General features: G+C 35.5%; 13 protein-coding genes. 11 read left to right on the top strand and 2 right to left on the bottom strand.

Annotated features, from left to right (window positions below; genetic code table 11):
- Window positions 1–375: 375 nt before the first annotated feature.
- Window positions 376–2,046 (bottom strand): Ig-like domain-containing protein, encoded by a 1,671-nt coding sequence (locus ACFVRR_RS22925; protein ID WP_387332969.1) that lies wholly within the window; start codon window positions 2,044–2,046, stop codon window positions 376–378.
- Window positions 2,047–2,253: 207 nt separating this feature from the next.
- Here ACFVRR_RS22925 and ACFVRR_RS22920 point away from each other — a divergent pair, with 207 nt between their 5' ends.
- From ACFVRR_RS22920 to ACFVRR_RS22900, 5 genes are all read left to right on the top strand, one after another.
- Window positions 2,254–2,718, top strand: a complete 465-nt coding sequence (locus tag ACFVRR_RS22920; RefSeq protein ID WP_387332967.1) for a hypothetical protein — start codon at window positions 2,254–2,256, stop codon at window positions 2,716–2,718.
- Between the two features lie 193 nt (window positions 2,719–2,911).
- Window positions 2,912–3,694, top strand: coding sequence for a hypothetical protein (locus ACFVRR_RS22915; RefSeq protein ID WP_387332965.1), 783 nt, complete (start codon window positions 2,912–2,914; stop codon window positions 3,692–3,694).
- A gap of 1,364 nt (window positions 3,695–5,058) precedes the next feature.
- Window positions 5,059–5,271 carry an aspartyl-phosphate phosphatase Spo0E family protein gene (locus tag ACFVRR_RS22910; RefSeq protein ID WP_387332963.1) on the top strand — a complete coding sequence of 71 codons (213 nt, stop codon included), beginning with the start codon at window positions 5,059–5,061 and terminating at the stop codon, window positions 5,269–5,271.
- Window positions 5,272–6,472: 1,201 nt separating this feature from the next.
- Window positions 6,473–11,362, top strand: a complete 4,890-nt coding sequence (locus tag ACFVRR_RS22905; RefSeq protein WP_387332961.1) for a S8 family serine peptidase — start codon at window positions 6,473–6,475, stop codon at window positions 11,360–11,362.
- Window positions 11,363–12,050: 688 nt separating this feature from the next.
- Complete coding sequence (locus ACFVRR_RS22900; protein WP_387332959.1) at window positions 12,051–12,455, top strand: BsuPI-related putative proteinase inhibitor; 405 nt, start codon at window positions 12,051–12,053, stop codon at window positions 12,453–12,455.
- Between the two features lie 267 nt (window positions 12,456–12,722).
- On the opposite strand, the gene ACFVRR_RS22895 is transcribed toward ACFVRR_RS22900, so the two are convergent.
- On the bottom strand, window positions 12,723–13,964 hold the full coding sequence (locus ACFVRR_RS22895; protein ID WP_387332957.1) for a helix-turn-helix domain-containing protein: 1,242 nt from the start codon (window positions 13,962–13,964) through the stop codon (window positions 12,723–12,725).
- A gap of 359 nt (window positions 13,965–14,323) precedes the next feature.
- On the opposite strand from ACFVRR_RS22895, the gene ACFVRR_RS22890 reads away from it, so the two are divergent.
- From ACFVRR_RS22890 to speB, 6 genes are all read left to right on the top strand, one after another.
- A complete protein-coding gene (locus tag ACFVRR_RS22890) occupies window positions 14,324–15,229 on the top strand; it encodes an amidohydrolase family protein (protein ID WP_387332955.1) in 906 nt (301 codons plus the stop codon).
- 344 nt (window positions 15,230–15,573) lie between these two features.
- Window positions 15,574–18,711 carry an efflux RND transporter permease subunit gene (locus tag ACFVRR_RS22885; RefSeq protein ID WP_387332953.1) on the top strand — a complete coding sequence of 1,046 codons (3,138 nt, stop codon included), beginning with the start codon at window positions 15,574–15,576 and terminating at the stop codon, window positions 18,709–18,711.
- A 583-nt stretch (window positions 18,712–19,294) separates the two neighbouring features.
- Entirely contained in the window at window positions 19,295–22,039 is a 2,745-nt protein-coding gene (locus tag ACFVRR_RS22880) for an alkaline phosphatase family protein (protein WP_387332951.1), read from the top strand.
- Window positions 22,040–22,540: 501 nt separating this feature from the next.
- On the top strand, window positions 22,541–24,013 hold the full coding sequence (locus ACFVRR_RS22875; RefSeq protein ID WP_387332949.1) for an aldehyde dehydrogenase family protein: 1,473 nt from the start codon (window positions 22,541–22,543) through the stop codon (window positions 24,011–24,013).
- Between the two features lie 58 nt (window positions 24,014–24,071).
- Window positions 24,072–25,256 carry an iron-containing alcohol dehydrogenase gene (locus tag ACFVRR_RS22870; RefSeq protein ID WP_387332947.1) on the top strand — a complete coding sequence of 395 codons (1,185 nt, stop codon included), beginning with the start codon at window positions 24,072–24,074 and terminating at the stop codon, window positions 25,254–25,256.
- 111 nt (window positions 25,257–25,367) lie between these two features.
- The gene (speB, locus tag ACFVRR_RS22865) at window positions 25,368–26,366 is read left to right on the top strand and encodes an agmatinase (protein ID WP_387332945.1); all 999 of its coding nucleotides are present in this window, start codon (window positions 25,368–25,370) and stop codon (window positions 26,364–26,366) included.
- The last annotated feature ends 525 nt before the right edge of the window (window positions 26,367–26,891 follow it).

Raw genomic sequence — 26,891 nt, 5'->3', positions numbered from 1 at the left:
GAAATTAAAGAAGATGACCCCTGTACAATACAGAAATCATCTCCTTAAAACAGCATAGACTCTTTTTCAATGTCCTTTACAAAGGGTACATTTTAATTTTAAACAGTCTTTTTTTATAGTAAAAATCAACACTGTACTTTAACAGAGCCTTTAATAAAAAGGTGTTTTTGTTTAAGTGTATTAATCGAAAATGATCACATTCGAAATTTCTTATACACCTTAAATGTTTAAACACTTTATATAAAAACGTACCCTTATGATCCACTCTTCCTGAGCGGGTTTTTTCTATTAAACTAATAAATAATTCCTTCACTTTTTTCGTCATCATAGAAAAACGATGTAACACGAAATGCTACATCGTCAATTTTCTTGTGTTTAATAGACTTTTACATAAGTATCTCCACTTTTGTTTGATGCTTTATCAACCGCATAAACCTTTAAAGTAGAATTTTGTTTCTGAGGTTTAATTTTTACTGAAAAGTTTCCATTAGATGAAACGATCGATTTATTTAAATATGTTTTACCATTGTATACGTATACCGTAGCTCCCTTTTCAGCTTTCCCAGTAACAGAAATGGATTTATGCGTAACTTTGTTTACAATTGGTTTAGAAGGTGGTGTCTTATCAGCAACAATAACAGTTCTACTAAAATCACTGATATTTTGTGCTTTATCAACCACATTCACATTAATTTTAGTACCACTTCTTTGCTTAGTAATCTTTATTGTATAGTTACCAGTAGGTGTTGAAGTGACACTCTTAGAATATTTAGAGTTAATATATAAATTTACTACCGAATTAGGCTGTGCTTTTCCAGTAATAGATGTCATCTGATCAGTAACATTATTTAATGTAGGAATAGATGGTTTTGTCTTATCAATCGTAAACTTTACTGTAGTTGTGTTTCCGGCTACATCTTTTACGACTAAAGTATAGTTTCCTTCTTTCGAGATAATGCTTCCGTTGTTTATCGCAATATTATTCAACATAGCTTTTCCTTCATTAAATTCAATTACTACATTCTTATTTGTGTATTGATTATTTCGAATTCCACTAACAATAGGAGGTGTAACATCTGGTACCTTCTTTATGTATGCTGAAGAGATATATCCCTTTAGTTTCCCATTAACAGTTTTAACTGGATACCAGACAAATTGATTTTTAGAATATTCATCATTGTCATACTCGAAATTACCGGTAATAAATAACTGGGTACCAAGATTCACTCTAGTAATGACATCGCCACCAGCGGCATTTCTAAATCCAACATCATTTCTTGTCACGGCTACCTGATCACCAATCTTTAACGAATAGTTTGATTTATGAATTTCATCTTGCAAGGTATATTCCGTTACTCGAAATTTAATATTATCATTCTTTTCAGGGTTATAATCAAAATCATTAACAGTAAAGGGATATCTAGCCAATTTAACTAAGGGATTGTCTAGGTAACTTTCATCTTCAATCATTTTGAATACTTTCTCTTGGTACGCATCAGTATTAATTTGTCCGTATTTTTCACCTTTTGTTTTAATAATTGGGCTGTTTGGCGGCTTTATGCCATTATATGCCATAACAGGGAAGTACCAATTTTCAATAACTTCGGGCGTTGCTCCTATTATTTTAGGTAGGATTGGCCAATTGTATTTTTGTTTTAAGATATCAATTCCAATTTGAATATTGTAAGCAATATCGAACTTTAATCTTTTTTCATCATAGCCATCATCAGTTACCTGCATAATTCCAATTCCACCATCATTAAATTCAGAATTGAATGGCTGGCCTTTGGCATCAAACTGTCTCCAATAAGATTCCTTCCAAGCAATAGCTTTTACTACCTCGGGTGGAATATCCGCTGCAATTGCTGCATTTGTTAGTAGACAATTCCTGATTTGAAATGTAGGATTTTCGTTTTGTTTAAGTGCATCATATGAAGGGCATTTTGATGTCCAATTAAGATCAGGCGTTTCTGCATTGGCTTTTCCAGCAAACAAGCTAATTGTTAAAGCTGATAATAATCCAACTTTTAGATAAAAAGATTTCATTTTCCATCTCCTATTCTATTATTTTCCAATTCTAAGACTATTCTATCATAGGAGATAACCAAATTATTATACTTACTAAACAAAAAAATCAGTTAAAAGCTGGCTTTTTGCTATTTAAAGATTTATTGTTTGGATAGCTCCTGAGGAGGGGATTATGTCCGTGTTATAATGGATATGATTTTTTAGACATTATAAAGGGGATTACATATGTACATTTGGAATGTAAAAGGGCTCGTTCAAGCTTTAAAAGAAGAGAGTCTGTCCAGTAAGTCACAAAGATACCATAAAATAATAGGTATTTCTTTATTCGCAATAGTTTTACTAGCTTATCCGTTATTATTCTTAACTGAAACTTTTAACATCTTAGATATTATTGATATGATTAGTTTTCTGGTTATCAATCTAGTTGGAATTTATTTAGCATATAAAATAAATCAACGAGGAGATGGGAAGGAATTTGTCTTTCGCTATTTTAGTTTGTATCTTCCACTCACACTCCGATTTTTTGTCCTAGTTACGGTTATTATGATTGTCGGTTATTTAATTCTACATTATATTGATCCTTCAATTTCCTTGAATGAGACCAACTGGTTCGATTTAGTTACTTCTGTTGGAACAGAAATATATTTCAATGTCTTAATGATTAAATATATAAAAATGTTAAATAAGTAATTAGTTTCTAAGTTGTATCTATCATTTAATAAATGATTAGCTTATTCAACTAACGCAATGCTTTAGTTTAACAACAATAGAGGATGATCATTAATCGATCATCCTCTATTTATTATATGGAAGTTTAATTGAATTAGAAGGGGAATACTAGGGGTATCTTGAATATTGAAATGAATAAGTTTTGGAGGTATAGATGGGTAAACTTAATGATTATTACAAGGAAAAGTTATTTAGATTGTTTGGATTAACGCCTAAAAATGTAGGATGGACTTCATATGCTACGATAACGATTGAACCAGAATATATAGTTGACTTAGAAAATTTAAGTTTCGAGAATATGGAATGGCTAGAACTCTATGAAAATCTTGAAGTAGTTGGAGATTATGATGAGGTCAACACGGATTTTAGAATTGGAGAATTTATATCAAGTAAAAACCACGAGCCTCACTTTTCATTAATAACAGAATTTTATTTAATGTTAGGTAATCAATTTGAAAACGGGGAAATTTCTGTTTTTATTAATAAAAAGTTGGATAACAAGCTGATATCAGAAGTTATTTTACATTTTAATAATTGTAGAGTTGTTTATGAAAATAATTTACCGACTGAAGTAAGATTATCTAATCCTAAAAAGGTGTCTTTAAATGAGATTCATAAACAAGGGATAAATCCTATTATTAGCGAACTTTTTGGTAAAGTAAGTGAAACTGAACCAGAATGGAGTCCATCGTTAAGTTACAAGGTAGTTCCAGAGAAAATAGAAAAATACGAAGATCAAGATTTTGATTTAGTATTCGAATATCTAATTGGAACAAAAAAAGATAAACACTTATTATCATTTTCGTGGGTAAGTCTGGTATTAGATGAATTTTTAAAAGATTCCGTAGCGATTAGATATTTTGCTCACAAATGTAAGAATATGTATTTATGGGTAAATAGAGAGAAAAAAATAACAACGATTCAATTAGAAATTTAAGTAGCTTTTCTATTTTAATAAATCATTGTTGTTCAACTATCGCGTGCTTTAGTTGAATACAGGAGTTAATAAGTTTCTATCGAATTATCCCATTAAACTAGGTATAAAGTGCCTCAATAATGTTGATAAACCCACCAACATCTATTGTGTTGTCAATTACAGTCGACACACGTGGAGTGTGTGGCGCAACTAGTTTTAAAAAATGTAACAAACAAATAAACTTCTGCTAAACAAAATAAACCTTTGCCAAAATCAGAATATACATCTGATAAAAGGCATGAGTAGGGAAAATGTAAAAGGAACGAACGTAGTCACCTCAGCCTTTTTCCCCTTTTTTTTATCAAAACTTTATTCGGAAAATAATAATGATTTGCTAGAAAAATTAGAATGGAAAAATCGGAAAATGAGGTTTTGTATCAAAGGTATAATATTGCTGAACAGAAAATGTAAATCCAAAATAAATTCCTGCTCCACAAAACAAAACCATGGTCAAAACAACTATCAATGCTAAAAGAATTTAAAGAAAAGTAGGGGTGTCTTCTTTGTAAAACGGCACCGAAAGATTTAAATATATATAGTGACAACACCTATACTTTCGTTTATAAGTAAAATATGTTTTTCACACAGAAAAAAATATCCTCTCCTTATTTATACTTTCCAATGTACTGTATTGATCCTTCGTATCTACCAATCATCACACAATATCTTAATTGTCAATATATTGATTTATAAACCCAAGTCAAAATCTATATTAATAGTGCGATTGATAGATTTGATATGTTATAGTATTCGAAATTATTAAAAATGTAAATAAATGTAAAAAAACAGGCAGTCAATCCCTTACAAAACCCCATTTGTCATCCTAGCCTAACAAATATATAATTCTTTTAAAATCCTATGTTACCCATTCATTTTATATCCAGCAGAAATTAAATAACTCTTATACAGAATCGGTAATTGGTTTAGGAGGTGGCCCTTTCATATTGTTAGCAATCTCTTAATTTCCCTATTCACTATGAATCCTGCTTCGAGATATTTCTTAACATTTGAACATGCAGGTTTCCAATTGTTGAAAAAGTCTTAGCTTACTTCCTTCGTTTTGATCACTCTTAAACCAAAAAATGAACAGGATAGCAACTGGTAGTTTATGACATCACATGTCAACCAATAGATGGAACTTAGATAATTTACATGATACCAAGAACTGGTGACGCTTCATTATGACGTTGTCGGTTTTTTACCTTATATTTTTCTATTTTGTAGGAATAAGCAGTATAGACAAGATCAAGCGAAGTGCCACAATAGAGCGCGGCTTTCAATTAATCAATATGATTACTTTAAAATAAAGATAAAGGGGTTATAGGATGGTTACTTTATTACAACAACAAGCAACACTAGAGATAGAGGAAAAGAGAAATGAATTATATGATTTTAATAAGAGTTATGGTTTTCTTCATTCTAAAACCATTCAATGTAGTCAAGAGTTAGATCGGTTAATAAATCTTCAGTTAATAAATCAGTTATTCAAAAGATATACCGATATGAAGGAAGAGCGTTATGAATACTTAATAAATTAGACACCGATATGCTAATCTTGTAGTGATTGGATCAATTGCTGTTCATACTATTATTTAGGGAATAGCTGTAAACTCTACATCATCTCATGTATTGCTTATTGTGTACTGCTCATGTGGAGTGCATGGCGCAATTAGTTTTAAAAAATTTAACAAACAAATAAATTTCTGCTAAACAAAATAAACCTTTGCCAAAATCAGAATATACATCTGATAAAGGGCATGAGTAGGGAAAAGGTACAAGGGACGAACGCAGTCACTCAAACCTTTTTCCTCTTTTTTTATTAAGACTTTATTCCAAATAATAATGATTTGCTAAAAAAAGTTAGAAAGAAAAAATAGGGAAATGGGGTTTTGTATCAAGGGTTTATTATGAATGGGAAAAAATAGGAACGGAGGAATATTGGTATGAAGGGGGAGAAATAGCAAGAGTTTAATATTGCTGAACAGAAAATGTAAACCTAAAATAAACCCCTGCTCCACAAAACAAACCCATGCTCAAAAACAACTATCAATGAAAAAAGAATCTAAGGAAAAGTAGAAGTGTTCTCTTCATGAAACGGCACTGAAAGATTTGAAAATATGTGATGACAATACCTATACATTCGTTTATAAAGAAAATATGTTTTTCACACAGAAAAAAACATGTCTCTCCTTTTTTATACTTTCCAATGTACTGTATTGATACTTCTTATATTTCCGATACCATCCAATTCCTTAATTGTCAATATATTGATTGATAAACCCAAGTCAAAACCTATATTAATAGTACGATTGATAGATTTACAATATTGTAATATTCAAAATTATTAAAAATGTAAAAAAGTGTAAAAAAATATAAAAAAATGTAAAAAAAAAGATCGTCCCCCTCTTACAAAACCCCATTTGTCATCCTATTCTGACAAATATATAATTCTATTAAAATTCAATGTTACCCATTCATTTCATATACAGCTAGAAACTACATAACTCTGATACAGAATTGGTAATTGGTTTAGAAGGTATCTTGTTAGCAATCTCTTAATTTATCCTATTCAACTATGAATCCTGCTTCGAGATAGTTCTTACCGTTTGAACATGCAGTTAGTGTTGTAAGTCTCATCGCAAAACCTATTTTATCAGTTAATGGGTTCAAGCAATTAAGGGAAAGGAGGGAAAAGGAGTAGTTAGCTAAATTCAATCTAAATATGGAGGTATAAACAGAATGAAAATCACCAAAAAATTGCTTACATTGTCGTCAACTTTCCTACTTACCATAAGCTCATTTATTGGACCAGTTGGAAATTATGGTAAGGCTTATGCAAGTGAAAATAGTATGAATAGTTATAACCAAGGATCTAAAGAAGTAATAGAGAATAAAATAAGTCCAGAACTTGAAAAAGAATTTGACAACAACTCTCAAAATAGCTTTCTTGTTAAATTTAAGGATCAGGTAGATACAGTAAAGGTTGCTGATGAAGCTAAGGCTAAGAATAAGCAGCTATCAAATGTAAAAAAAGAGTTAGTCGTTCGTTCATCAATCGTTTCTGAATTGAGAATTAAAGCAGATTCATCACAGAGTAATTTGAAGAAGTATTTAGTAAAAGAAAAAAATAGCGGAAATGTAAAGGATATTAAATCGTTTTACATCGTAAATGGTATGGCAGTTACAGCAACAGAGGAAGTTATGAAAAACATAGCAGCTATGCCTGAGGTTGAAAGTATTAAACCTAATGGAATTACAAAGTTAATCGAGCCTGAAAAAACTATTGGAGCTACTGTTCAAGCGGATGATAATACAGAATGGGGTCTTAAAAAAATTGGGGCGCCTGACGTTTGGACCTTGGGAATAGATGGAACAGGGATAGTCGTTGGTAGCATAGATACAGGAGTTCAGTGGGATCACCCTGCATTAAAGACAAAATATAGAGGATATGATCCAAATAATCCAGATAATCCAAATAATGAATTCAACTGGTTTGATGCAACTGAAACTCACGGTTCAGTACCCTACGATGATCTCGGTCATGGAACCCATACAGTGGGTACTATGGTTGGTTCAGAACCAAATGGAACAAATAAGATAGGTGTTGCGCCAGGAGCAAAGTGGATAGCTGTTAAGGCATTTACAAAAGATGGCGGAAATGATGCTGATTTAATAGCGGCTGGTGAATGGATGCTTGCACCTAAGGATAGAAATGGAGTACCACATCCAGAAATGGCTCCTAATGTTATTAATAACTCATGGGGAGGCGGTCCTGGAGTAGATGATTGGTATAGAACTATTGTAACAAATTGGAGAGCAGCAAATATATTTCCGGAATTTTCAGCAGGAAATACAACTCAATACAATCCTGGTGGGCCTGGATCAGTTGCTAATCCTGCAAACTATCCAGAATCCTTTGCAACAGGAGCAACTGACATAAACAACAAGTTAGCCAATTTCTCATTAAGGGGTCCATCACCATATGGTGGAATACAAAAGCCAGAAATTTCAGCACCTGGAGTTAATATAAGATCATCAGTTCCAGGAGGTAAATATGAGGGGGGATGGAGTGGAACCTCAATGGCAGGTCCACATACATCAGGACTTGTAGCATTATTACTTCAAGCCAATTCATCTTTAACAGTTAGTGATATTGAAAGAATAATAAAGGAAACAGCAACTCCTTGTACTGACTCTCAATATCCTGAAACCCCTAACAATGGATATGGATATGGTGTTATTAATGCACTTAAGGCTGTAACATCAGTTATGGCAGGAATTTCTGAGATTAAAGGCCAAGTATCAGAAGATGCCGAGGATACAGTTCCGCCAACATTTAATCATATACCTGTAAAAGAGGTATTCGAAGGAATGGACCAAAAATTAACAATAGATGTACAGGATAATATAAGCCTTGGTTCAGTTGAGCTTCAATATAAAAATAATCCAGCAGATGAGTGGACAACAGTTCCAGCTGAAAGGAAGAGTGGGGACTACAAGTCAGGAAGCTATGAAGCTGTAATTCCAGCTGATAAAGTAGTATCAGGATCAAATATAACTTACAGATGGAGAATAGTTGACTCTGGGAAAAATGAGGTTTTAAGTGATATCTATACAATTATTGTTAAAGATGCACTTACAATAGGATACTTTAATGATTTTGAAACAGATATAACAGGATGGCAAATGCTGGGGACTGCTCAATGGCAGTGGGGAAAACCAACGACAGGACCTATGGCAGCAGCCTCGGGAGAAAAGATTTTAGCTACTAATCTTGAAGGAACGTATTCAGAAAATCAAGTAATGGGATTGATATCGCCTAATATTGTCCTGCCAAAAGGACCTGCTTATTTACAGTTTAAAAATTGGTATGATCTAGAAGAAAAGATTGGCAAGGGAAAAGTTTTGGTTTCAACTGACGGCTATGATTATTATAGTGTAGCTGAATATACAGGCACTAAGACAGGCGGATATTCAAATGAAGAAATAGATTTAAGCGAATATGCAGGAAAGAAAATAAATATCGCATTTCTATTTTATTCTAATAACTCTAATAATCATCAGGGATGGTTTATAGATGATTTTAGATTAACAGATAAATCTGCAGCAATAGGTAATACATCAGTTTTAAGCAATGGCCCTAGAGAACATATTAGCTTAACAGATCTACATGCAGCATTAGGTAACAGATCAGTTTTAAGCAACAGCCCAAAACAACAAATAATAAATCCTAATGCAAATATAGCAACAATTCCATTATCGGCAACAGTGTCTATTGTTGAAAATGGTCGTTCAACAAAAACAAATCCTCAAGACGGTTCATATAGTTTTAAGGTTAAAGAAGGAGAGTATACATTAAGAGCTGAAAAGTACGGATACTATCCAAAGGCTGAGAAGGTTCAAGTAGCAGCTAACCAAGTTCTTGAAAATACAAACATTACATTGGCTCCAATACCTAAGAGAACATTAACAGGTAAAATCACTAATGCGCAAACAGGCAATCCTGTTAAAAACGCTAAACTTTACTTAATTGAGGATGCAGCAGTCGCACCAGTTACAACTGATGCAGACGGTAATTACTCAATAACTGCATATGAAGGTAAATATACAGTACAGCTTATCGCAGAGAACTATTTTGATGAGAGATTCACTGTAGATATTACGGGTAAAGAAAATGTTACTCATGATCTTCAGATAAAACCGTTTATCAATTATTCAGGAGAGATCGGCTATGATGATGGAACAGCAGAATACTCAGTGGCTCAATGGGAACCAGGAGGTGGCTATGCAGTAAGAATGTCACTTCCGGAGGGACAGACTACAGGCATAGTAACCTCTGGATTATTTATGCTTGATGCAACATCTGGAAATACATTTAAGGTGGCAGTTTATGATGCAAGTGGAAGAGATGGCTCCCCTGGAAAAATGATAGCAGGGCCGTTTAATGCAACTGCTTCTAAGGAGAAAGGGAAATGGACAGTCGTTGATTTATCCGCGCAGCAAATCGTTGTAACAGGCGATTTTTATATGGTTTTAATACAGGATAAGTTTGCTCCTATAAGCCCAGCAATTGCATTGGATAAAAACTCTATAGTAGCACAAAGATCATGGCAGTTTATAAATGGTCAATTCACTTTAGCGAGTAAAGATTATGGAAACATGATGATTAGAGCAACAGTTAAGCTTGAAGCACTAGCTCCAGTTATAACATCACCAGTGGACAACCCATATGTAAATAATGAAAATGTAACAATAAAGGGTATGGCAGCTCCAGGAATGGACGTTCACATATTTAACAAAGATGAAGATATAGCAAATGGAAAGACAAATGATGATGGAAGCTTCTCAATTGATACTGTACTACAAGAGGGAGTTAATACTCTGAAGGCGAAAACTATTACAGAAATCGGATCTACTCCTTATTCGAAGGAAATACAGGTTATAGTAGATAAGACAGCACCAGTTTTAGAAGTTAAAAGTCCACAAAATAACGCAAATATAAATGATCAGGTTATAACTGTAACAGGAACAGCCAAAGATGATTATTTAGATTATGCTGATGTTAATGGAACAAGGGCAGACATCGATTCAAATGGAAATTGGACAGTAAAGCTTATGTCCAAGGAAGGGCAAAATGGAATAAATGTTGTTGCTAGAGACAAGGCAGGAAATGAAACAGTTAAGAGCGTAACTGTAAATGTGAAATATGCAATAAAAGGTATTACTAATTTGAAACCAGATCATGATTTAAAATTAAAATCTGGTGATGCAGTTAAGGTTGAATTTGATTCAGAAGTTGGATTAAAGAAAGCAGCATTTAGAATTATATCTCCTATAGGTAATGTAAATAAGACTATGAGCATACAAACAGCTAATGATTCTGCCATTGAAATGCCAATGAAAGAGGTAGTAGATAAAGATGGAAAAGGTACAGGACATTATGTTGGACAATGGATTGTTCAAAAGGACATTGTATTAAACGGTGGACAGATAGAGGTTACAGTTCAGGACAATAATGGAAATCAAATGACCATGATGACTAAAGGAAGACTGTATGTTAATTCAAATGTAGTAAAACCAGTACCACCAGTAATAAAACCAGCACCAAAATTAACAGCAGATAAAAAAGATAACAAAGTAGGAAAAACAATCAACATAACCTTCAAAGACGATGCAAAATGGAGAAGTTCAATAACAAGCATAACAGTAAACGGAAAATCAATAAAAGGAAACTACAAAATAGAAAAAGGAAACATAGTAATAAACGGAAAAGTATTTACAAAGGCTCAATCCTATAAGATCGTCATAAAAGCAAAGGATTACAAAGATGTACAAGTAACACAGATTATTATTCCAGAAGTAAAACCAGCACCAAAATTAACAGCAGACAAAAAAGATAACAAAGTAGGAAAAACAATCAACATAACCTTCAAAGACGATTCAAAATGGAGAAGCTCAATAACAAGCATAACGGTAAACGGAAAATCAATAAAAGGAAGCTACAAAATAGTTAAAGGAAACATAGTAATAAACGGAAAAGTATTTACAAAAGCTCAATCCTATAAGATCTTCATAAAAGCAAAGGGTTATAAAGATGTACAAGTAACACAGGTTATTGTTAAAAAATAACTAAACTAAAAGGGTGCCAGCTCCTGAGAAAAGAGAAAAACTCTGACTCTGGTAGCTGGTATCTTTTTGTTTTCGAAAAAAATGGATATAAAATTATTATTAAAATTAGAATACTTTAGGTGAAGACTATTGGAAACCTTACTCCACATGGGACTTTTTTTCAAAACTTTGCCCCCATTCTATTTACTGGATTATAAGATTTAGACCGATATATACGGTAACGGACGTGAGGTGCGTTCCACAAATCTCGAACGATCTGTTGCAGAACTTGAAAGTGTAGAAGGTTATTGAAAGCAAGAAGGAGCAACACGAGATGTTCCTTTAATGTAGGTGAATCGTGGAAAATTGTGAAACTCGATCGTACAGCCTATAACAAGTGGGGTAGCCAAAATCAAAACCCAAAGAATGATAAGTATGTATCGTTACGACCAGCTGCTTTTAGAGGATCTAGGCAACAAAATTTCTCAAGAAGTCATTAAGGTTTATAGCTTGAGACAAGATTAATGGCCTATCCATCTGCAAATGATTGATAGGCTATTTTTATCTTTTAACTAGACGGATTGTTATAGTTTTTTATAAAGTAATAAGCAATATTAAAGGGATACATCTATACATTAGGAAAGAGTATAAACCCTTTTAGAATTTTGTTTGCGGGAATCATTTAATTTTAGCTAAGGAGGTTAGAGGCATGACAGATTGGATATGGGATGGAGATGTCATCGCAGACGTGGAACAAGCCACATTCATTTTTACGTTTAAAAATAATAGCGATCAGGCAATGTTTATAGAGTTTCCAACAAGTCAGTTTTATGATTATAAGGTGTATAATGCACAAGGAGAACAGGTCTATCATTTTAGTAAAGGGAAATTTTTTTTACAGGTGATTCAACATAAGTCATTAAACAGCGGGGAACAAATCCAATGGAAAAGTACGTGGAATTACAAAACGAATGATGGAGAGAGAGCACCTGCAGGAACATATACAGTTAGTGTCATTTTAGAAATATGGAAAATAAATGACAAACTTTTACATTCGAAGCCAGCTACTTCCTTTACTTTCAATATTCCGCCTGAAAATACAGCCATTCGATAAGTGAAAGTTGCAGGATATTTGATTCAAATAAAAATGAAAAAATCCACACTCTTCAAAAAGTTCCTTCTTAATTAACTAAGATTGATACATTAACACTTGAATTATTACATCGAATAATTGAAAGGATTGAAATTAAAGCAGATGGAACAGCTAGAATCTTTTATAGATTCCCGGCTCCATCTGCTTTAATTTAACGTTGTTCAGTAATAATAATAAACTTATTATGTACGTAGTAACACGACTTCCTTAAAGGTATTAATTTAAAAATCAAGCAAATTTATCGTTTCTGCGGTATTTTTCCACGAGATGCACAGCGTATTGATTTGCTTCTTCGACATTGCCTTTTTCCATATGATAGTCAAACAACTTTATCGCATAATGTTCAGATAAGCGAACATGTGCCATTTTCTGATAATAAGGAAATGCTTCTTTTTCAAGGTAATGGTAGTAAAGCTCTTTTTCTTTTTGAAGATTATATTTATGTAAATAGAAGAAATGTAAATAGATTGGCTCTGTTATTTCTTCAGAAAGAGCAATACCCTTTTCGACCAATTGGAGCAATTTTTCGGTTGATTTCAATCCTTGTTTCGATAATGCATTTATATATCCTTCCAAAGAGGCTATATGAAGGGCTGTATTAGGATCTTTTATATCCATGGATTGTTTATAGTATTCACTAGCTTTATCATAATTTCCTTGGCGAACTTTTTGGTATGCGAGATTGTGAATCAGCATTGCTCTTTGATGGTCTAATCCTATGTTTTCAGTCATCTCGATTAATCTTTGATATTCGATATCTTTTGGATCGTAAAACTCGTCCCGCTCTACTTGGACCAACATAAGCATTTCTGCTTCAATCATACGCGTAAAACTGCGTACTTCTGTGAAAAAGTTCAGGGACTTTTCGGCAAAATAATAAGCCAATACTCGTGAATTCAGAGAATGATAGGCAAAAGCCAAATGATAATAGTACTCTTGGTTGTTGTAATAGGTTAGATCAATTCCTTGAAAATATGAAATTGCCTTATAATATTCCTTATTTATCAATGCATTGATCCCTTTAATGTGAAGAAGCATGTTTTTTTCATATGGTGGAAGATCAGACCATTTGTCCATTTCAGCAATTAGAGATGTAGCTTGATGCCCCTGTCCTATCAATAAATAATATCTTGTGAGTATGAGCATATAGGAACGATAAATATCCTGCATATGCAGCAGAGCAATAGCTTCTAATTGCTCCTTTAAATTCTTAGCCTTTGTTTTCAGTTTTAAAATGATCGATTCATGCCATTTTTTTAAAATGGAATCTATGCCATTATATGTTTTAATTTCTATTTCCATATCAATGCCAAGCCGCTCTGACAGAAAGTTTATTGTTTCTTTAGAAACTTCTGTTAATCCACGTTCAATTTTGCTTATATGTGTACTCGAACAGATGCCAATTCCTAAATCCTTCTGCATCATGTTCTGACGTTCACGATAGAATTTGATTATTTGTCCCTCTAGCATGGTGAACCCCTCACTTTATCTAGCTGATATAAAATTTTTTTCTTATTTTACTAAAGAAAACCCAAACTTGATATACTTTTAATGAAAAATTTAATTTTTTATTTTTTTATAACTTCAATAGTAAAAGTAGGTAAAAAATCCTGTGTGAACTTTAATTGCTAACGTACTCTTTTTACATAGGGAGTCAGATATTAAATACACCTTTAGACCTCGTTTTTCTTATTTCTTGTAGTAGATTTGCAAAGCTGAATTGAATCTGGACAGAAGTCTTTAATTTAATAAAGTTTTTATTCAAAGCATATATTTGATACTAGTAATAATGGGTTAAAAGTGATCAGTTTTAAAAATAGAGGCCATTGTTGAAAAGGAAATACATTGAAAATAATAGTAGAGGGGAGATTTATATAATTATTGATTGCCATTTTCATGTGGATGAATCCATGCTGACCTTAGAAAAAATGATAGAGGGGATGGATAAAAATAATATAGCAAAAACTGCTCTAATCCCTCCTATGAGTGAAACAATGTTTGAATCGGATCGTACCATTCAGTATCAGATCCAACGATTATTCCGTTTTCTTATACTTAATACACCTCAAATTGGGCACAAAATTTATAATGGTCTAGTGAAAGGTGGCTATTTAAATCTTTATGGTAACAAATACAAGATTTTTACCGAGCCGCAAAATGATATTGTGGCTACTGCAATTGCAAGATTTCCAGATCGTTTTCTAGGTTGGGTAGCAGTGAACCCTATGATTCCTAATTTTATGGAAGAAATAGAATTCTATCTTAAAAACCCTAGTTTTATTGGGGTAAAGGCTCATCCATTCATGCATGGTTATCGTATTAAAGCTCTGGAACCAGTTGCTGCTTTATGTGAATCAAAAGGTGTACCGATGATTATTCATCTTTCTTCTGAGATTGACTCCTATAAATATCTACCTGAAAATTTTCCTAAACTTAAATTAATTTATGCTCACGCTGGTCTACCATTTTGGAGAAATCTATGGAAATACGTTAAGGAACAACCAAATGTATATGTTGATACATCAAGTGATTATCTCAATCCGTCAATTGTAAAACAAGCGGTAGAGGCTTTAGGTTACCGTAAAGTTCTTTTTGGCTGTGACGGACCATATGGGATGAAGACATTTAATGAATATGACTATTCGGACAAGAAAAGATGGGTAGAATCCCTTCTAATTCCTGATAACGAAAAGGAATACATACTCGGAAAAAACTTTTTAGGATTAATTGAATAGGAAAAGGAGGCAACTAACCCTTGTGGTTGGTGCCTTTTTTTGTTACACGAAAGGATTAACAAAGAATTTATATAGCTTTACAAATCTGAAATTGTAGATTAACAGATGGAGATTAATCTATTAAAAAGGGGAAAGGAAATTAAAGAAAGACATAAGTTTGTTTACTGGGTCTTTTAACGCAGAACCGATGACCGTAATTTTACAACTACCACTGGTTATCTACTTGCTGAAAAAAAGGGCAGATTAGGTGTCAGCCAATTCAAAAAGTAAATATGCTTGGCATGTGGCTTTGGCGCAGTAAAACGTACATAATAATTTCTTTATAGGGAGGGAATCAGGAGAAAATGAATCGTTTATTACAAGCTTCTATTAGAAGAGCTGGCCTTATTATTACACTAACTATCATCATTTTGGTATGGGGTGCAATATCAGCCTTTCAAATGCAGAGGGATTATCTACCTGAAATTAATAATCCTACACTTAAGGTTACAGTAAAAGCACAAAGCCTACAGGCTGATCAGGTTAATGAATATATAACAAAACCTATCCAGGAGGCGGTCAGAGTAGTAGACAATCTTCAAGATGTGGAAACTAATTCCTTTAATGGGGGCTCGTTTATAAGTCTAAATTTTCCTATGAAATATGATATGGAAAAGGCAGAGCAGCAAGTGAATAAAGCAATAGAAGAAATTTCATTACCAAAAGGATCTGACAAACCCCTTGTGAACCGACTTAGTACGCATTCGCTTCCTATTATGACAATCAGCCTAAAAAGCAATAATGTCAATATTTCGGAAAACATGCTTAGGACTTCCTTACAAGAAGAAGTGGTAAAAGGACTTAAAACTATTCCTGGAATAAAGGACATTCAAGTGTCAGGTGGTGGAAATGCTGGATACGCCATCTCAATTCGTAAGGACGATTTAATTAAGTCCGGTTTTAGTGTGGACGATATCAATAATTCCCTCAATCAACAACACACAACTGAAACAGAAGGGGACTTATCAGACGGCCAGATGACGGTGCCCATAAAAGTGAACGGCTGGGGGCTGAATAAAACAGATTTGCAGAAGTTGTCTATAAGTCGGGCAGATGGTAAGACCATTTCACTATCTGACGTGGCAGATATTTCGAATTCGATTGTTAATCTTCAGACCATATCCAGAACAAAAGGTACACCGAGCGTAGTACTGGATATTTTAAAAACGCCTTCATCAAATATTACCAATTTGTCGAAAAGCATTCACAGCCGACTACAAGATATAACACCGATTAAAAATAATGATGTAGAAGCCTCCATACTTTTTGACCAAGGGCAGCAGGTGAACCATTCTTTACAAGGACTCGTTAAAGAGGGATTATTGGGGTGCTTGTTCTCCATGATCTGCGTATTTCTATTCTTTCGCAATGTACGCTCTACATTATTAATTGCTATTTCCTTGCCAATCTGTCTTTTAGCTACTACCGGTACCCTAAAGTTATTAGGAATCTCCCTTAACATTCTTACCGTTTCCGGACTTGTGGTGGCAATGGGAAGGGTTGTGGATGATTCGATTGTGATCTTGGACAATATCAACAGAAAAGTAAAAGAAGGAAAAGAATTAAAAAGCTTTTCTTTCATTACGCTAGCTGTAAAAGAGATGATTCCGGCGATTGTTTCATCTACGGCCACTACGGTTGCTGTGTATATTCCCATAGCCCTTGTCGGTGGTCTCGTTGGCGCAGCCTTTTCAGGTTTTGCATGGTCTGTTGTTATTGCTCTCATTATTTCCTTAGTCGTTTCAGTTCTTGTCGTTCCTGCTCTATATAATCTTGTCTGGAAAGGAAAGCCAACAGCACACGACGATTTCATGGCTAAACGTTCTTATAAGATTTATGACTGGGTTTTTCAGAGAAGAAAGCTTCTTAGTACAATAACTGTAAGTTTATTTGTTGTTTTGGGTGTAGCCTCGGCCTTGCTTCCTGTAAATTTCCTGACCATGACGAATAATACAGGACAGCTCGGCATTCAAATTGAATTACCTAAAAATACATCGCTGAGTGAAGTAGACGAAGAAGTGAAGAGAGTTGAGGGACTTTTGCAAAAGAATCCAAACGTTTCTTCATTTTCTTCCGGCCTCGGTTCTTCTTTCACTCCTCAATCAGACGATGTATTTGATGCTGGAGGTGGATGGATACAGCAACCAAATATAGCCAACCTGTCCCTAAGTATTAGAAAAAATGCAGATAAAACTAGAACGACCAGTCAATTACAAAAACAATTGGATTCTCTTAAAAGTTCAGCAATTTACACGGTAACTGACAAGAGTATTTCGGGAGATGACTCTTTATTAAAAATTAATCTAATTGGTGCGGATAGCCAAACTCTTGAAAATTTATCACGCTCTGTTGGAAACCGCCTAAAGTTGATACCGGGCCTTGCCGTGCAAGGTTTGGCTGATGAAGAAGGAACCGCTTCTCAATATCAATTAACCTTAAACAGAAAGATGATTGAACAAAATGGTCTGAATTTATCAGATATCATAAATAGGTTCAAGTTATACACTGCTGAAGGCACAATAGGCGAGATTTCGCTTAACAATAATACATATCCTATCGTTTTACATCTTAAGAGTGTGGATAATAAGAACGACCCGGCCCTCAATGAAACAGACCCAGCACTGCGATTATTAAATCAAATGGGTAACGAATCGTTTATTAATAAAGAGGGAAGAACTTTTAGATTAAATCAGCTTGTTGTTGCAGCGCCAATCACAGATTCATCTGTGATACAAGAGAAGGATGGTCATCCTTACGCTGTTATTAATGGAAATATACTCTCTAGAGATGTAGGGAAAGTAACCAAAAAAGTTAAAAGCGTACTTAAGGATACTCCACTGCCCGAAGGAGTCAATTACTCTTTTGCAGGAGCTCCTGAGCAAGTTAAGGAAATGATCTATGAAATGGCCATTGCTTTATCATTTTCCATTTTGATCGTTCTTTCCATTATTAGCTGTGTATTCAGGGGATGGAAGGCACCTCTCACAGTATTAATTTGTATACCACTTGCCTTCATTGGATCAGTCGCTGGAATGCTAATCTTCCAGTTAGAATGGAATCTGGCCGCTCTGGTCGGACTGTTAATGTTAACCGGAATCGTGGTTACGAATGGTATTGTATTAGTAGATAAAATAGAGAGAAATAGGTTGGCAGGACACGTTTTAGAAGAAGCAATATTACAAGGTACATTATCTAGAATCAGGCCGATTCTCACAACTGCTTTAACAACCATATTAACACTAATGCCTTTAGCTTTATCATCTCGAACTGACACCATTATCTCTCAAACTCTCGGTATAGTTGTGATTGGTGGATTAGTTAGCTCCACATTTATCAGCTTATTTATGATTCCTATTTTGTATAAATGGCTTCATAAGGAATATGACAAGAGTTCCAACGACATTGTTGGTGACCTCAGTCATAAATCTCAAAAAACCGTTTAGGAAGTGTTAAGTATTTATTGTATCTCTTGAATTAGATCCTATTGTTTTTGGCTGTAGACTTTATGCCCATTCTTGTCGTTATATCAAAGAATCGTTTTATAAACGGTTCTTTTTTCTATTGGTGAAATTCTTTTATAGATATAAATTACATAGAATGCGCCGTTCAATCGGCCCAGTGCAATCATTTCTGGTCCGTAACACAGCAAATTTGCTAGACTCCTGGATTACATTTAGTATTAAATCCTATCTTTCTACTCTTTTTTCGCAATAACCGTTCTACTACATCCCCGATTGAGGGGCGTTCAATATCCTAGTAAGTAATTAATTATGTTATTTACTTGTACTTTTTTTAAATTATGTAAATTTGTTTAGATGAGAAAATGAGCATACCAGGACTACCAATATTGATATATCAACGTTTTAATGTGAAAGATTAATCCAACCACCCTATTTTTTAGGGGAAATTTACTAATTAATACTCAACTCTACTAAATATAACCTTTATATAAATTTACTAAATTGGAGTAGTAGATTAATAGAATAGGAGTATTCTTTAGGAAGATTCAGAAAGGAGTGAAAATTAATGAAGAAAAAAGTAAATAAGACAAAATTGCTCGCTGGTATTACCTTAAGTACGGTATTGTTAGGATCTGCTGGTGCTTATGCTGCAAATGATAATGCTTTTGGAAACAGGCTCGTTGGCTCTCAAGCAGACGGATCTGTACTAACACCTGTCAATCAACTCATCACACCAGCAGGAAAACAAATTGAATTTGGGGGCAACCCTATAACGGTTGCTGTACATCCAAATAGTAAGACAGCAGCAACTATCGTTGGACGCAATAATTACGGTGGAAAAGGAATTAATATTGTTGATCTTTCGACCGGAAAATTGACTACTCAAGATTTATCCATTGGCCTCTCTCGAATGTGGGGATTAGCTTATTCTGCGGATGGTAGCCAGCTATATGCAACAGGTTCATCAGGAACAACCGGAAAAGTAGTCGTTATGTCAGTTAGTGAAGATGGAACCCCATCTGTCAAAAAAAGCATTAATCTGCCCAAGGCATCTGTCGGCGGAAATATTAATCCACTTGATATAGCGGTTACACAAGAAGGGAAGCTGCTAGTTGCCCTAAACCGTGATAACTGCCTTGGAGTTATTGATCCTCAAACCGCTTCTGTAACTAAAGTAGCAGTAGAAAATGCGCCTACAAGTGTATTAGTCAAAGGCAACTTTGCTTATGTAACGAACCAGGGTGGCCGTACTGCAAAAGAAGGGGACACAACAGTAGATTCTTCAGGGACAAATGTAGTTGTGGATCCTAAAACAGGTGCAACGACGACAGGAACAGTATCTGTTATTGATTTGACTACGAATAAAGTCATAAAAACGATCGAAGTTGGTGTGCAGCCTGAACGTATGACGCAATCAGGTGAATACATATTTGTAGCAAATACAAATAGCGACACGGTTTCTGTCATTGATTCTAACACTAATACGGTCGCACAAACGATCGACATCAAACCATACCCTAATGCTGCTAAAGGATCAGCACCTAACGCTGTGAAGGTGGTAGATAACAAATTAATGGTAAGCCTTGGGCGGGATAATGCGATTGCAGTATACGATTGGCATGGACCAGAAAAGACTCCTGAACTACAAGGACTCTTGCCGACAGCCTGGTTTCCAGTAGATATCGCTGTTGATTCTGAAAATAAGAAGTTAATCGTTGCTAATGCGGATGGTATTGGTTCACGTGGACCTTCACGTGATTTAACGATTCAAGGAATTAAGGTTACCGGGAAATCGTCATATGCTCAAATTGGTTCTCTTTCATTAATCCCATTCCCTTCTGCCGAGGATCTTGCAAAAGGGACTAAGCAGGTATTTGCCGACAACAACTGGTTTGGTTTAAAGAATCTGAACGCAAAACCTCGTCAAAATAAAAAACCGGTCGCTATGCCTGAGCGTGTTGGTGAGCCTTCAACAATCAAACATGTATTCTATATTATTAAAGAAAATCGCACTTATGATCAGGTTCTAGGAGATTTAGGTAAAGGTAATGGAGAACTAGCTTTAACACAGTTCCCAAAAGAAGTAACTCCAAACATTCACAAACTTGCGAGTACATTCCCGCTCCTTGATAACGTATATACTTCAGGTATTCAATCAGCAAGCGGACATCAATGGGTAATGCAAGGAACTAATACGGACTATGAGGATAAAGAAACAGATTCAGCCAATGTTAGAAGTTATCCTGGAGGGGCAGGGGATCCTATGGCGTACGCACCTACAGGACACTTATGGGATCAAGCAGCAAAAAATAATTTATCTGTAGAAAACTTCGGCGAAGATACAACCGGATTCACCGGATCAGCACCATTTGGAAATTGGACGGACTGGTACAAAGATTATCAGATTCTTTCCGGACAGAAAGAGGGCGATCTTCATGTACCAATAGGAAACTATTCGGCAACATATGATATTCCATCACTCGGGCCGATTACTTATAAACCTTTCCCAACCTTTGATACGAATATTCCAGATCAATATCGATTTGAAATATTTAAGCAAAGGTTTGAAGAACACGTCAAAAATAACGATTTACCGGCCTTAAACACATTGTGGGTAATGGATGACCATACTGCAGGTAATGCAACAGGCTCTCCTACGCCACAAGCTATGGTTGCCGATAATGATCTTGCTATTGGTAAAATTGTTGACCTTATTTCACATAGTCCATATTGGAAGGACTCAGTAATCTTCATTACTCAAGATGATTCACAGAATGGATTAGACCATGTCGATGGTCACCGTCAGCCTGCGCACGTAATCAGTCCTTGGGTGAAAAAAGGTATTACGGACAGCCACTATTGGACTGTCATAAATATGGTAAGAAGTATCGAGCAAATTCTTGGTCTCCCTGCTATGAACCAAAATGATGAAGCTGCAGAACCGATGAGCGAACTCTTTACAGACAAGCCTGACTTTACACCGTATAACTTCGAGCCTAATCAGATACCGCTTGATACTTTAAACGGACAGCCAAGCTCCAATACGGCTGCACTTGCCAATACAGAACAAGTTACACTAGAGTCAAAAGAACTTTCAAAAAAATGGACCGCATGGTCTAACAAGAACAAGGATCTATTTACCGGAAAACATGCTTCTCCTGATGAAGTCAACGCCAACATGCTGAATCATTCTGTTTGGTACGCAACAGAAGGATTTGATCAACCATATCCAGGGGATAAACAACCGCTAAGCCCTGAAGAAGTGCAAAAGCAACCTGAAAGCAGCGCACCTTCTCCGGCAAATAATTAAAACGTAATCGGAACAATCATCTGACATAAGGCACAAACAGGGAAAAGGAAAAAGGGACGATCGTAGTCACCTTAAGCCTTTTCCTTATTTTTTTATCAAGTTTTTGTGCCCTTCTTTAACCCACTTATTCTCTCTATTTTACTAATGGTGATTTTCCCTTTATTTTCATAGGAATTAACACATAAAAAAATATAAAAACATTTATTGACCTTTGTGTAACAACAAGGTTTACACTAAAAATACTTAATCTTCAAAATGATTTGATAATTTAATTTATTGATATGGAGGGAGTTTAAAGAAGAAGTAAGCGCTAGTGAATGGCGCACTAGTAGACGCCTATGATATTACGTTTATGGGCATTCTTTTCAGCTAAGGTAAGATGGAGGAAAAGCTTAATCTATCATATAAAAATCTATTAATCTCAAATAATGTCCTAGGCATCGATTGCGAGGTTATCTCTCTACTGGCAATGTAAAAATAACATATTGGAGGTTTATCAAAATGTTAAAGTTGAAAATGTTTATTAATGGCGAATGGATGGATTCAATAAGCGGAGAAAAGAGTCATGCTGTGAATCCCGCAAACGGTAAAATCATGGCTGAGTCTCCACGTGGAAGTAGAGAAGAAGCCCAAATGGCAATTAATGCAGCACGAACTGCTTTTGACTCAGGAATTTGGTCAGAATTACCGGCATCTGAACGTGCATCCTATTTATTTAAAATAGCAGATAGGATTGAAGAAAAGGCAGAAGAGCTAATCAAACTTGAAACAGAGAATATGGGAAAACCCCTTAAAGAATCAGAGTTTGATATTGCTGATACCGTGAATTGCTTTCGATATTATGCTGGGCTAGTGACTAAGCCAAATGGTCAAACCTATTCTGTTGCCGATCCTGTCCAAGCCATGGTTATTCGTGAACCTGTCGGTGTATGCGGACTTATCGCCCCATGGAATTTTCCATTGTTGACGGGAGCTTGGAAAATAGCCCCTGCGCTTGCTGCGGGAAATACGCTTGTTTTTAAACCAGCTGAAATCACTCCAGTCACTACTTACAAATTATTTGAAATCATGGAAGAAGTGGGGATACCAGCTGGTGTTGTAAACCTAGTTTTGGGAGGTGGTTCAGCAGTAGGAAATGAAATAGCGGAAAGCCAAAAGGTAGATCTGATATCTTTTACAGGTAGTACAGCAACGGGTAGAAGCATTATGAATTCTGCAACAGGAAATATTAAAAACATTTCACTCGAGTTAGGCGGCAAGTCACCAAATATTGTTTTTGCAGACGCTGATTTTGAGACAGCCATCGATTATACTCTGAATGGGATTTTTACAAATACCGGCCAAGTATGTAATGCAGGATCCCGTTTGCTGTTAGAAGAGAGTATCCATGATAAGTTTGTTGCTAGATTGGTAGAAAGAGCGAAAAAGATTCAGGTTGGCCCTGGGGATAATTCTTCTACAGAAATGGGTCCGCTTGTAAGTGAAGACCATATGAAGAAGATTCTTGAATATATTCAAATTGGGATAGACGAAGGAGCAACATTAGCTTGCGGTGGAAATCGTATTTCTAGCAAAGGGCTTGAAAATGGTTACTTCATTGAGCCAACTATATTTGTTGATACGAAACCTGACATGAGAATTGTTCAGGAAGAAATTTTTGGACCAGTTCTTGTCGTTCAAAAGTTTAAAGATGAAGAAGAAGCCATCCAACTGGCAAATGATACTTCATACGGTCTTGCTGCAGGGGTTTTTTCACAAGATGGCGCAAAAGCTTTGAGGGTTATTAAAAAAATAAGAGCCGGAATTACCTATGTTAATGCATATAACCTTGCCTATAATGAAGCACCGTGGGGCGGTTACAAGCAGAGCGGGATTGGACGTGGGTTAGGAACCTTTGGTTTGGATACTTTTAGTGAGGTAAAACAAATTAATATAAATTTAGATGTTAAGCCAACTGAATGGTTTAGCCATTAAATCGATGAAAAAAATCAGTTTAAAATTCAAAAATTCAAAAAATAAGGAGGAATTAATTATGTTATGGGATTTTCATTTTAATCTGCCTACTTCTATAGAGTTTGGGAATGGAACAGTAAAGAATATTGGGAAAAGAGCTAAAGAATTAGGTGGAAATAAAGCCCTTATTATTACCGATAAAGGTCTTGCACAAACGGGAATCTTGGAGAAAATCACACAATCACTAGATCAAGAAGGTGTCAATTATATTGTTTACGATAAAATAGCTCCAAATCCAAAAGATGTAGATTGCGAGAGTGCTTATCAACAGTTTAAAAACGAGAACATCGATCTTTTAATTGGTCTCGGTGGCGGAAGTTCGATGGATACAGCCAAAGCAATTGGAACACTATTTACACACGGAGGAGAGCTAAGAGAACGTTACGGCGTAAATTTACTAGAACGGGAAATTCCACCATTAATTTGCATTCCGACAACTTCAGGCACCGGTAGTGAAGTTACAAGAGGTTCTGTCATTACCGATACCGTGACAAAACAGAAGGAGGCGATACTAGATTTGAAAATCGCTCCTAAACTAGCGCTTGTCGACCCTGAATTGACGTTAACATTGCCTAAATCAATTACAGCCGCTACAGGAATGGATGCACTCACACATGCAATTGAAGCTTATACTTGTAAAGTTGCACAACCGCTATCAGATGCTTTAGGGCTATATGCAATAGAATTAATAGCAAAATATCTTCCATTAGCAGTAGAAAATGGTCATGATTTAGAAGCTAGGAAAAATATGCTTTTGGGCAGTTTAGTTGCAGGAATTGCTTTTGATAACACGGATCTTGGGGCGGTACATGCGATGGCCGAACCACTTGGAGGACTCTATGACACTCCACATGGTGTAGCGAATTCTATTTTTCTTCCACATGTATTTGAATTTAATATTCCTTCCAATCCAGAAAAGCACGCTATGGTAGCAATTAAACTTGGGGCAAATCCAGAAGGAAAAACAGTGGAAGAAACTGCGTACGAGGGTGTTGCGTTGTTAAAAGGACTGGCAAATAAAATCGGCATTCCTAGCTTCCAAGATTTAGGGAATGTAAATCCCGAAGACTTTCCTTTCCTAGCGGAAGGAGCCTATAAACATTTGTGTACTCAGGCCAATTCAAGAGATTTGACAGAGGAAGATTATCTAAACTTATTTCAAAAAACTTATGAGGTAAAAAACACCACTTTTATTAAAAATTAATGTGTAAAATGGATTGAAGCAAAATGTAAAATCCTCAGTTAAGAAATGGTCATCCGGTAGAAAATATTGCATAACGAAGCGAGGATAAAAATTTGGAAGGAGGTAGCATGAATGTCTAATCGGGATGAAAAGCAAGTATTAAATTTACCTTTTACAGGTATTTGTACTTTTGGAAAATATCCAATATGTGTGAACCTGGATGAGCTTGATGCAGATGTGGCGGTCATCGGGGTGCCTAATGACATGGGTACACAATGGAAATCAGGAGCAAGAATGGGCCCTAGAGGAATTCGCGAAGGCTCTACATTATATAGTTTCGGTCTGGATGGTGCTTATGACATTGAAAACGATATTATGTACCTTGGGCCAGAATGGAAAGTCGCCGATTGCGGTGATGTAGACATGGTACATGGGGATATTATGCAATGCCATGAGAATACAGAAGAAGCTATTCGAAAAATCATTTCTAAAGGTGCTATGCCGGTTGTATTAGGCGGTGATCATTCTATTACAGCAGCGGTTGGAAAGGGTCTAGAAGATATAGGTCCGTTTCATGTGATTCAAATTGATGCCCATTTAGACTGGGCAGACCATCGCTCTGGAATGCGGTATGGTCATGGAAATTGCATTCGCCGTTTATCAGAACTGGATTATGTTCAGAGAATATTTCAATTTGGCATTCGCGGGATCAGCAGCAGCAAAAAAGAAGACGTCGAAGCAGCAAGATCGTATGGCAGCGTGATCCTATCGCCACGCCAGATGAGAAAGATGGGACTAAAGGAAGTGCTGGAGCTAATTCCTGCGGGCGAAAAATATTATGTTACGATTGATATTGACGGAATCGATCCGTCCATTGCACCTGGAACAGGTACGCCTTCTCCAGGTGGTCTTCTCTATGACGAGGTTAATGAATTGCTTAAAGGGATTTCCAAAAGAGGAGAGGTTATCGGTTTTGATTTAGTAGAAGTTGCCCCGCAATATGATCCTACTGGCATGACCGGACAAGTAGCAGCCCGTATTGTACTCGACTTACTCAGCTATGTATTAAAGGAAAAAGAGATAAAAGGGAATAAAAAATACGGAAAAGAGAAGAACGAAATGCTATTTTAAACGGATTCGTTTTGTCACCAAAAGGACAGTGAAGGGGAAAAACTACCCTTCACTGTCCTTTTTGCATGCAAAAAAGGAAGTTTTGTTTAGTTTCACCCAGGAGCACAAGCAAATTTTGCTTGGTTTTACGCCCTGCTTCAGCCTTAATAAAGTTATGGGAATCAAACTTTCATATTGTAGGAATCGAACAAACGGATGTTGTTCTGTCAGCGTCTTAGGAAAATGGTTTAAATTGATGCACTAACGTGTATGAGGAAGTGTTCATAAACGCCATAAATAAATCGGTGTTACTGGGGATACAAGGTGGACCGTTACTTTCTTATAACTTAATCACATTGTCATCGAATTAGCGTATATAATTGCGCTGTAATTTATTAAACTTTTCCCAGAAACTCCCCAATCCTGAACGCTCTATTTCATAATGATTTACTACAAATGCTACTTAGTACTCAAGTTTTTCATTATAGCCTGTTTTAGATCCCTTTGGCTCTTTGTTTTAATGAGCAAAATAAAAGGAACTCCACA

This window comes from Gottfriedia sp. NPDC057948 (genome assembly GCF_042887255.1).
Lineage (GTDB): Bacteria > Bacillota > Bacilli > Bacillales > Bacillaceae_G > Gottfriedia.
The sequence above is the reverse complement of the archived record's forward strand: the minus strand, read 5'-3'. Positions and strand labels throughout refer to the sequence as shown.

Coding starts and splice junctions, on each gene's coding strand:
- ACFVRR_RS22925 (WP_387332969.1), bottom strand. CDS start 2,046: ATGAAATCTTTTTATCTAAAAGTTGGATTATTATCAGCTTTAACAATT.
- ACFVRR_RS22920 (WP_387332967.1), top strand. CDS start 2,254: ATGTACATTTGGAATGTAAAAGGGCTCGTTCAAGCTTTAAAAGAAGAG.
- ACFVRR_RS22915 (WP_387332965.1), top strand. CDS start 2,912: ATGGGTAAACTTAATGATTATTACAAGGAAAAGTTATTTAGATTGTTT.
- ACFVRR_RS22910 (WP_387332963.1), top strand. CDS start 5,059: ATGGTTACTTTATTACAACAACAAGCAACACTAGAGATAGAGGAAAAG.
- ACFVRR_RS22905 (WP_387332961.1), top strand. CDS start 6,473: ATGAAAATCACCAAAAAATTGCTTACATTGTCGTCAACTTTCCTACTT.
- ACFVRR_RS22900 (WP_387332959.1), top strand. CDS start 12,051: ATGACAGATTGGATATGGGATGGAGATGTCATCGCAGACGTGGAACAA.
- ACFVRR_RS22895 (WP_387332957.1), bottom strand. CDS start 13,964: ATGCTAGAGGGACAAATAATCAAATTCTATCGTGAACGTCAGAACATG.
- ACFVRR_RS22885 (WP_387332953.1), top strand. CDS start 15,574: ATGAATCGTTTATTACAAGCTTCTATTAGAAGAGCTGGCCTTATTATT.
- ACFVRR_RS22880 (WP_387332951.1), top strand. CDS start 19,295: ATGAAGAAAAAAGTAAATAAGACAAAATTGCTCGCTGGTATTACCTTA.
- ACFVRR_RS22875 (WP_387332949.1), top strand. CDS start 22,541: ATGTTAAAGTTGAAAATGTTTATTAATGGCGAATGGATGGATTCAATA.
- ACFVRR_RS22870 (WP_387332947.1), top strand. CDS start 24,072: ATGTTATGGGATTTTCATTTTAATCTGCCTACTTCTATAGAGTTTGGG.
- speB (WP_387332945.1), top strand. CDS start 25,368: ATGTCTAATCGGGATGAAAAGCAAGTATTAAATTTACCTTTTACAGGT.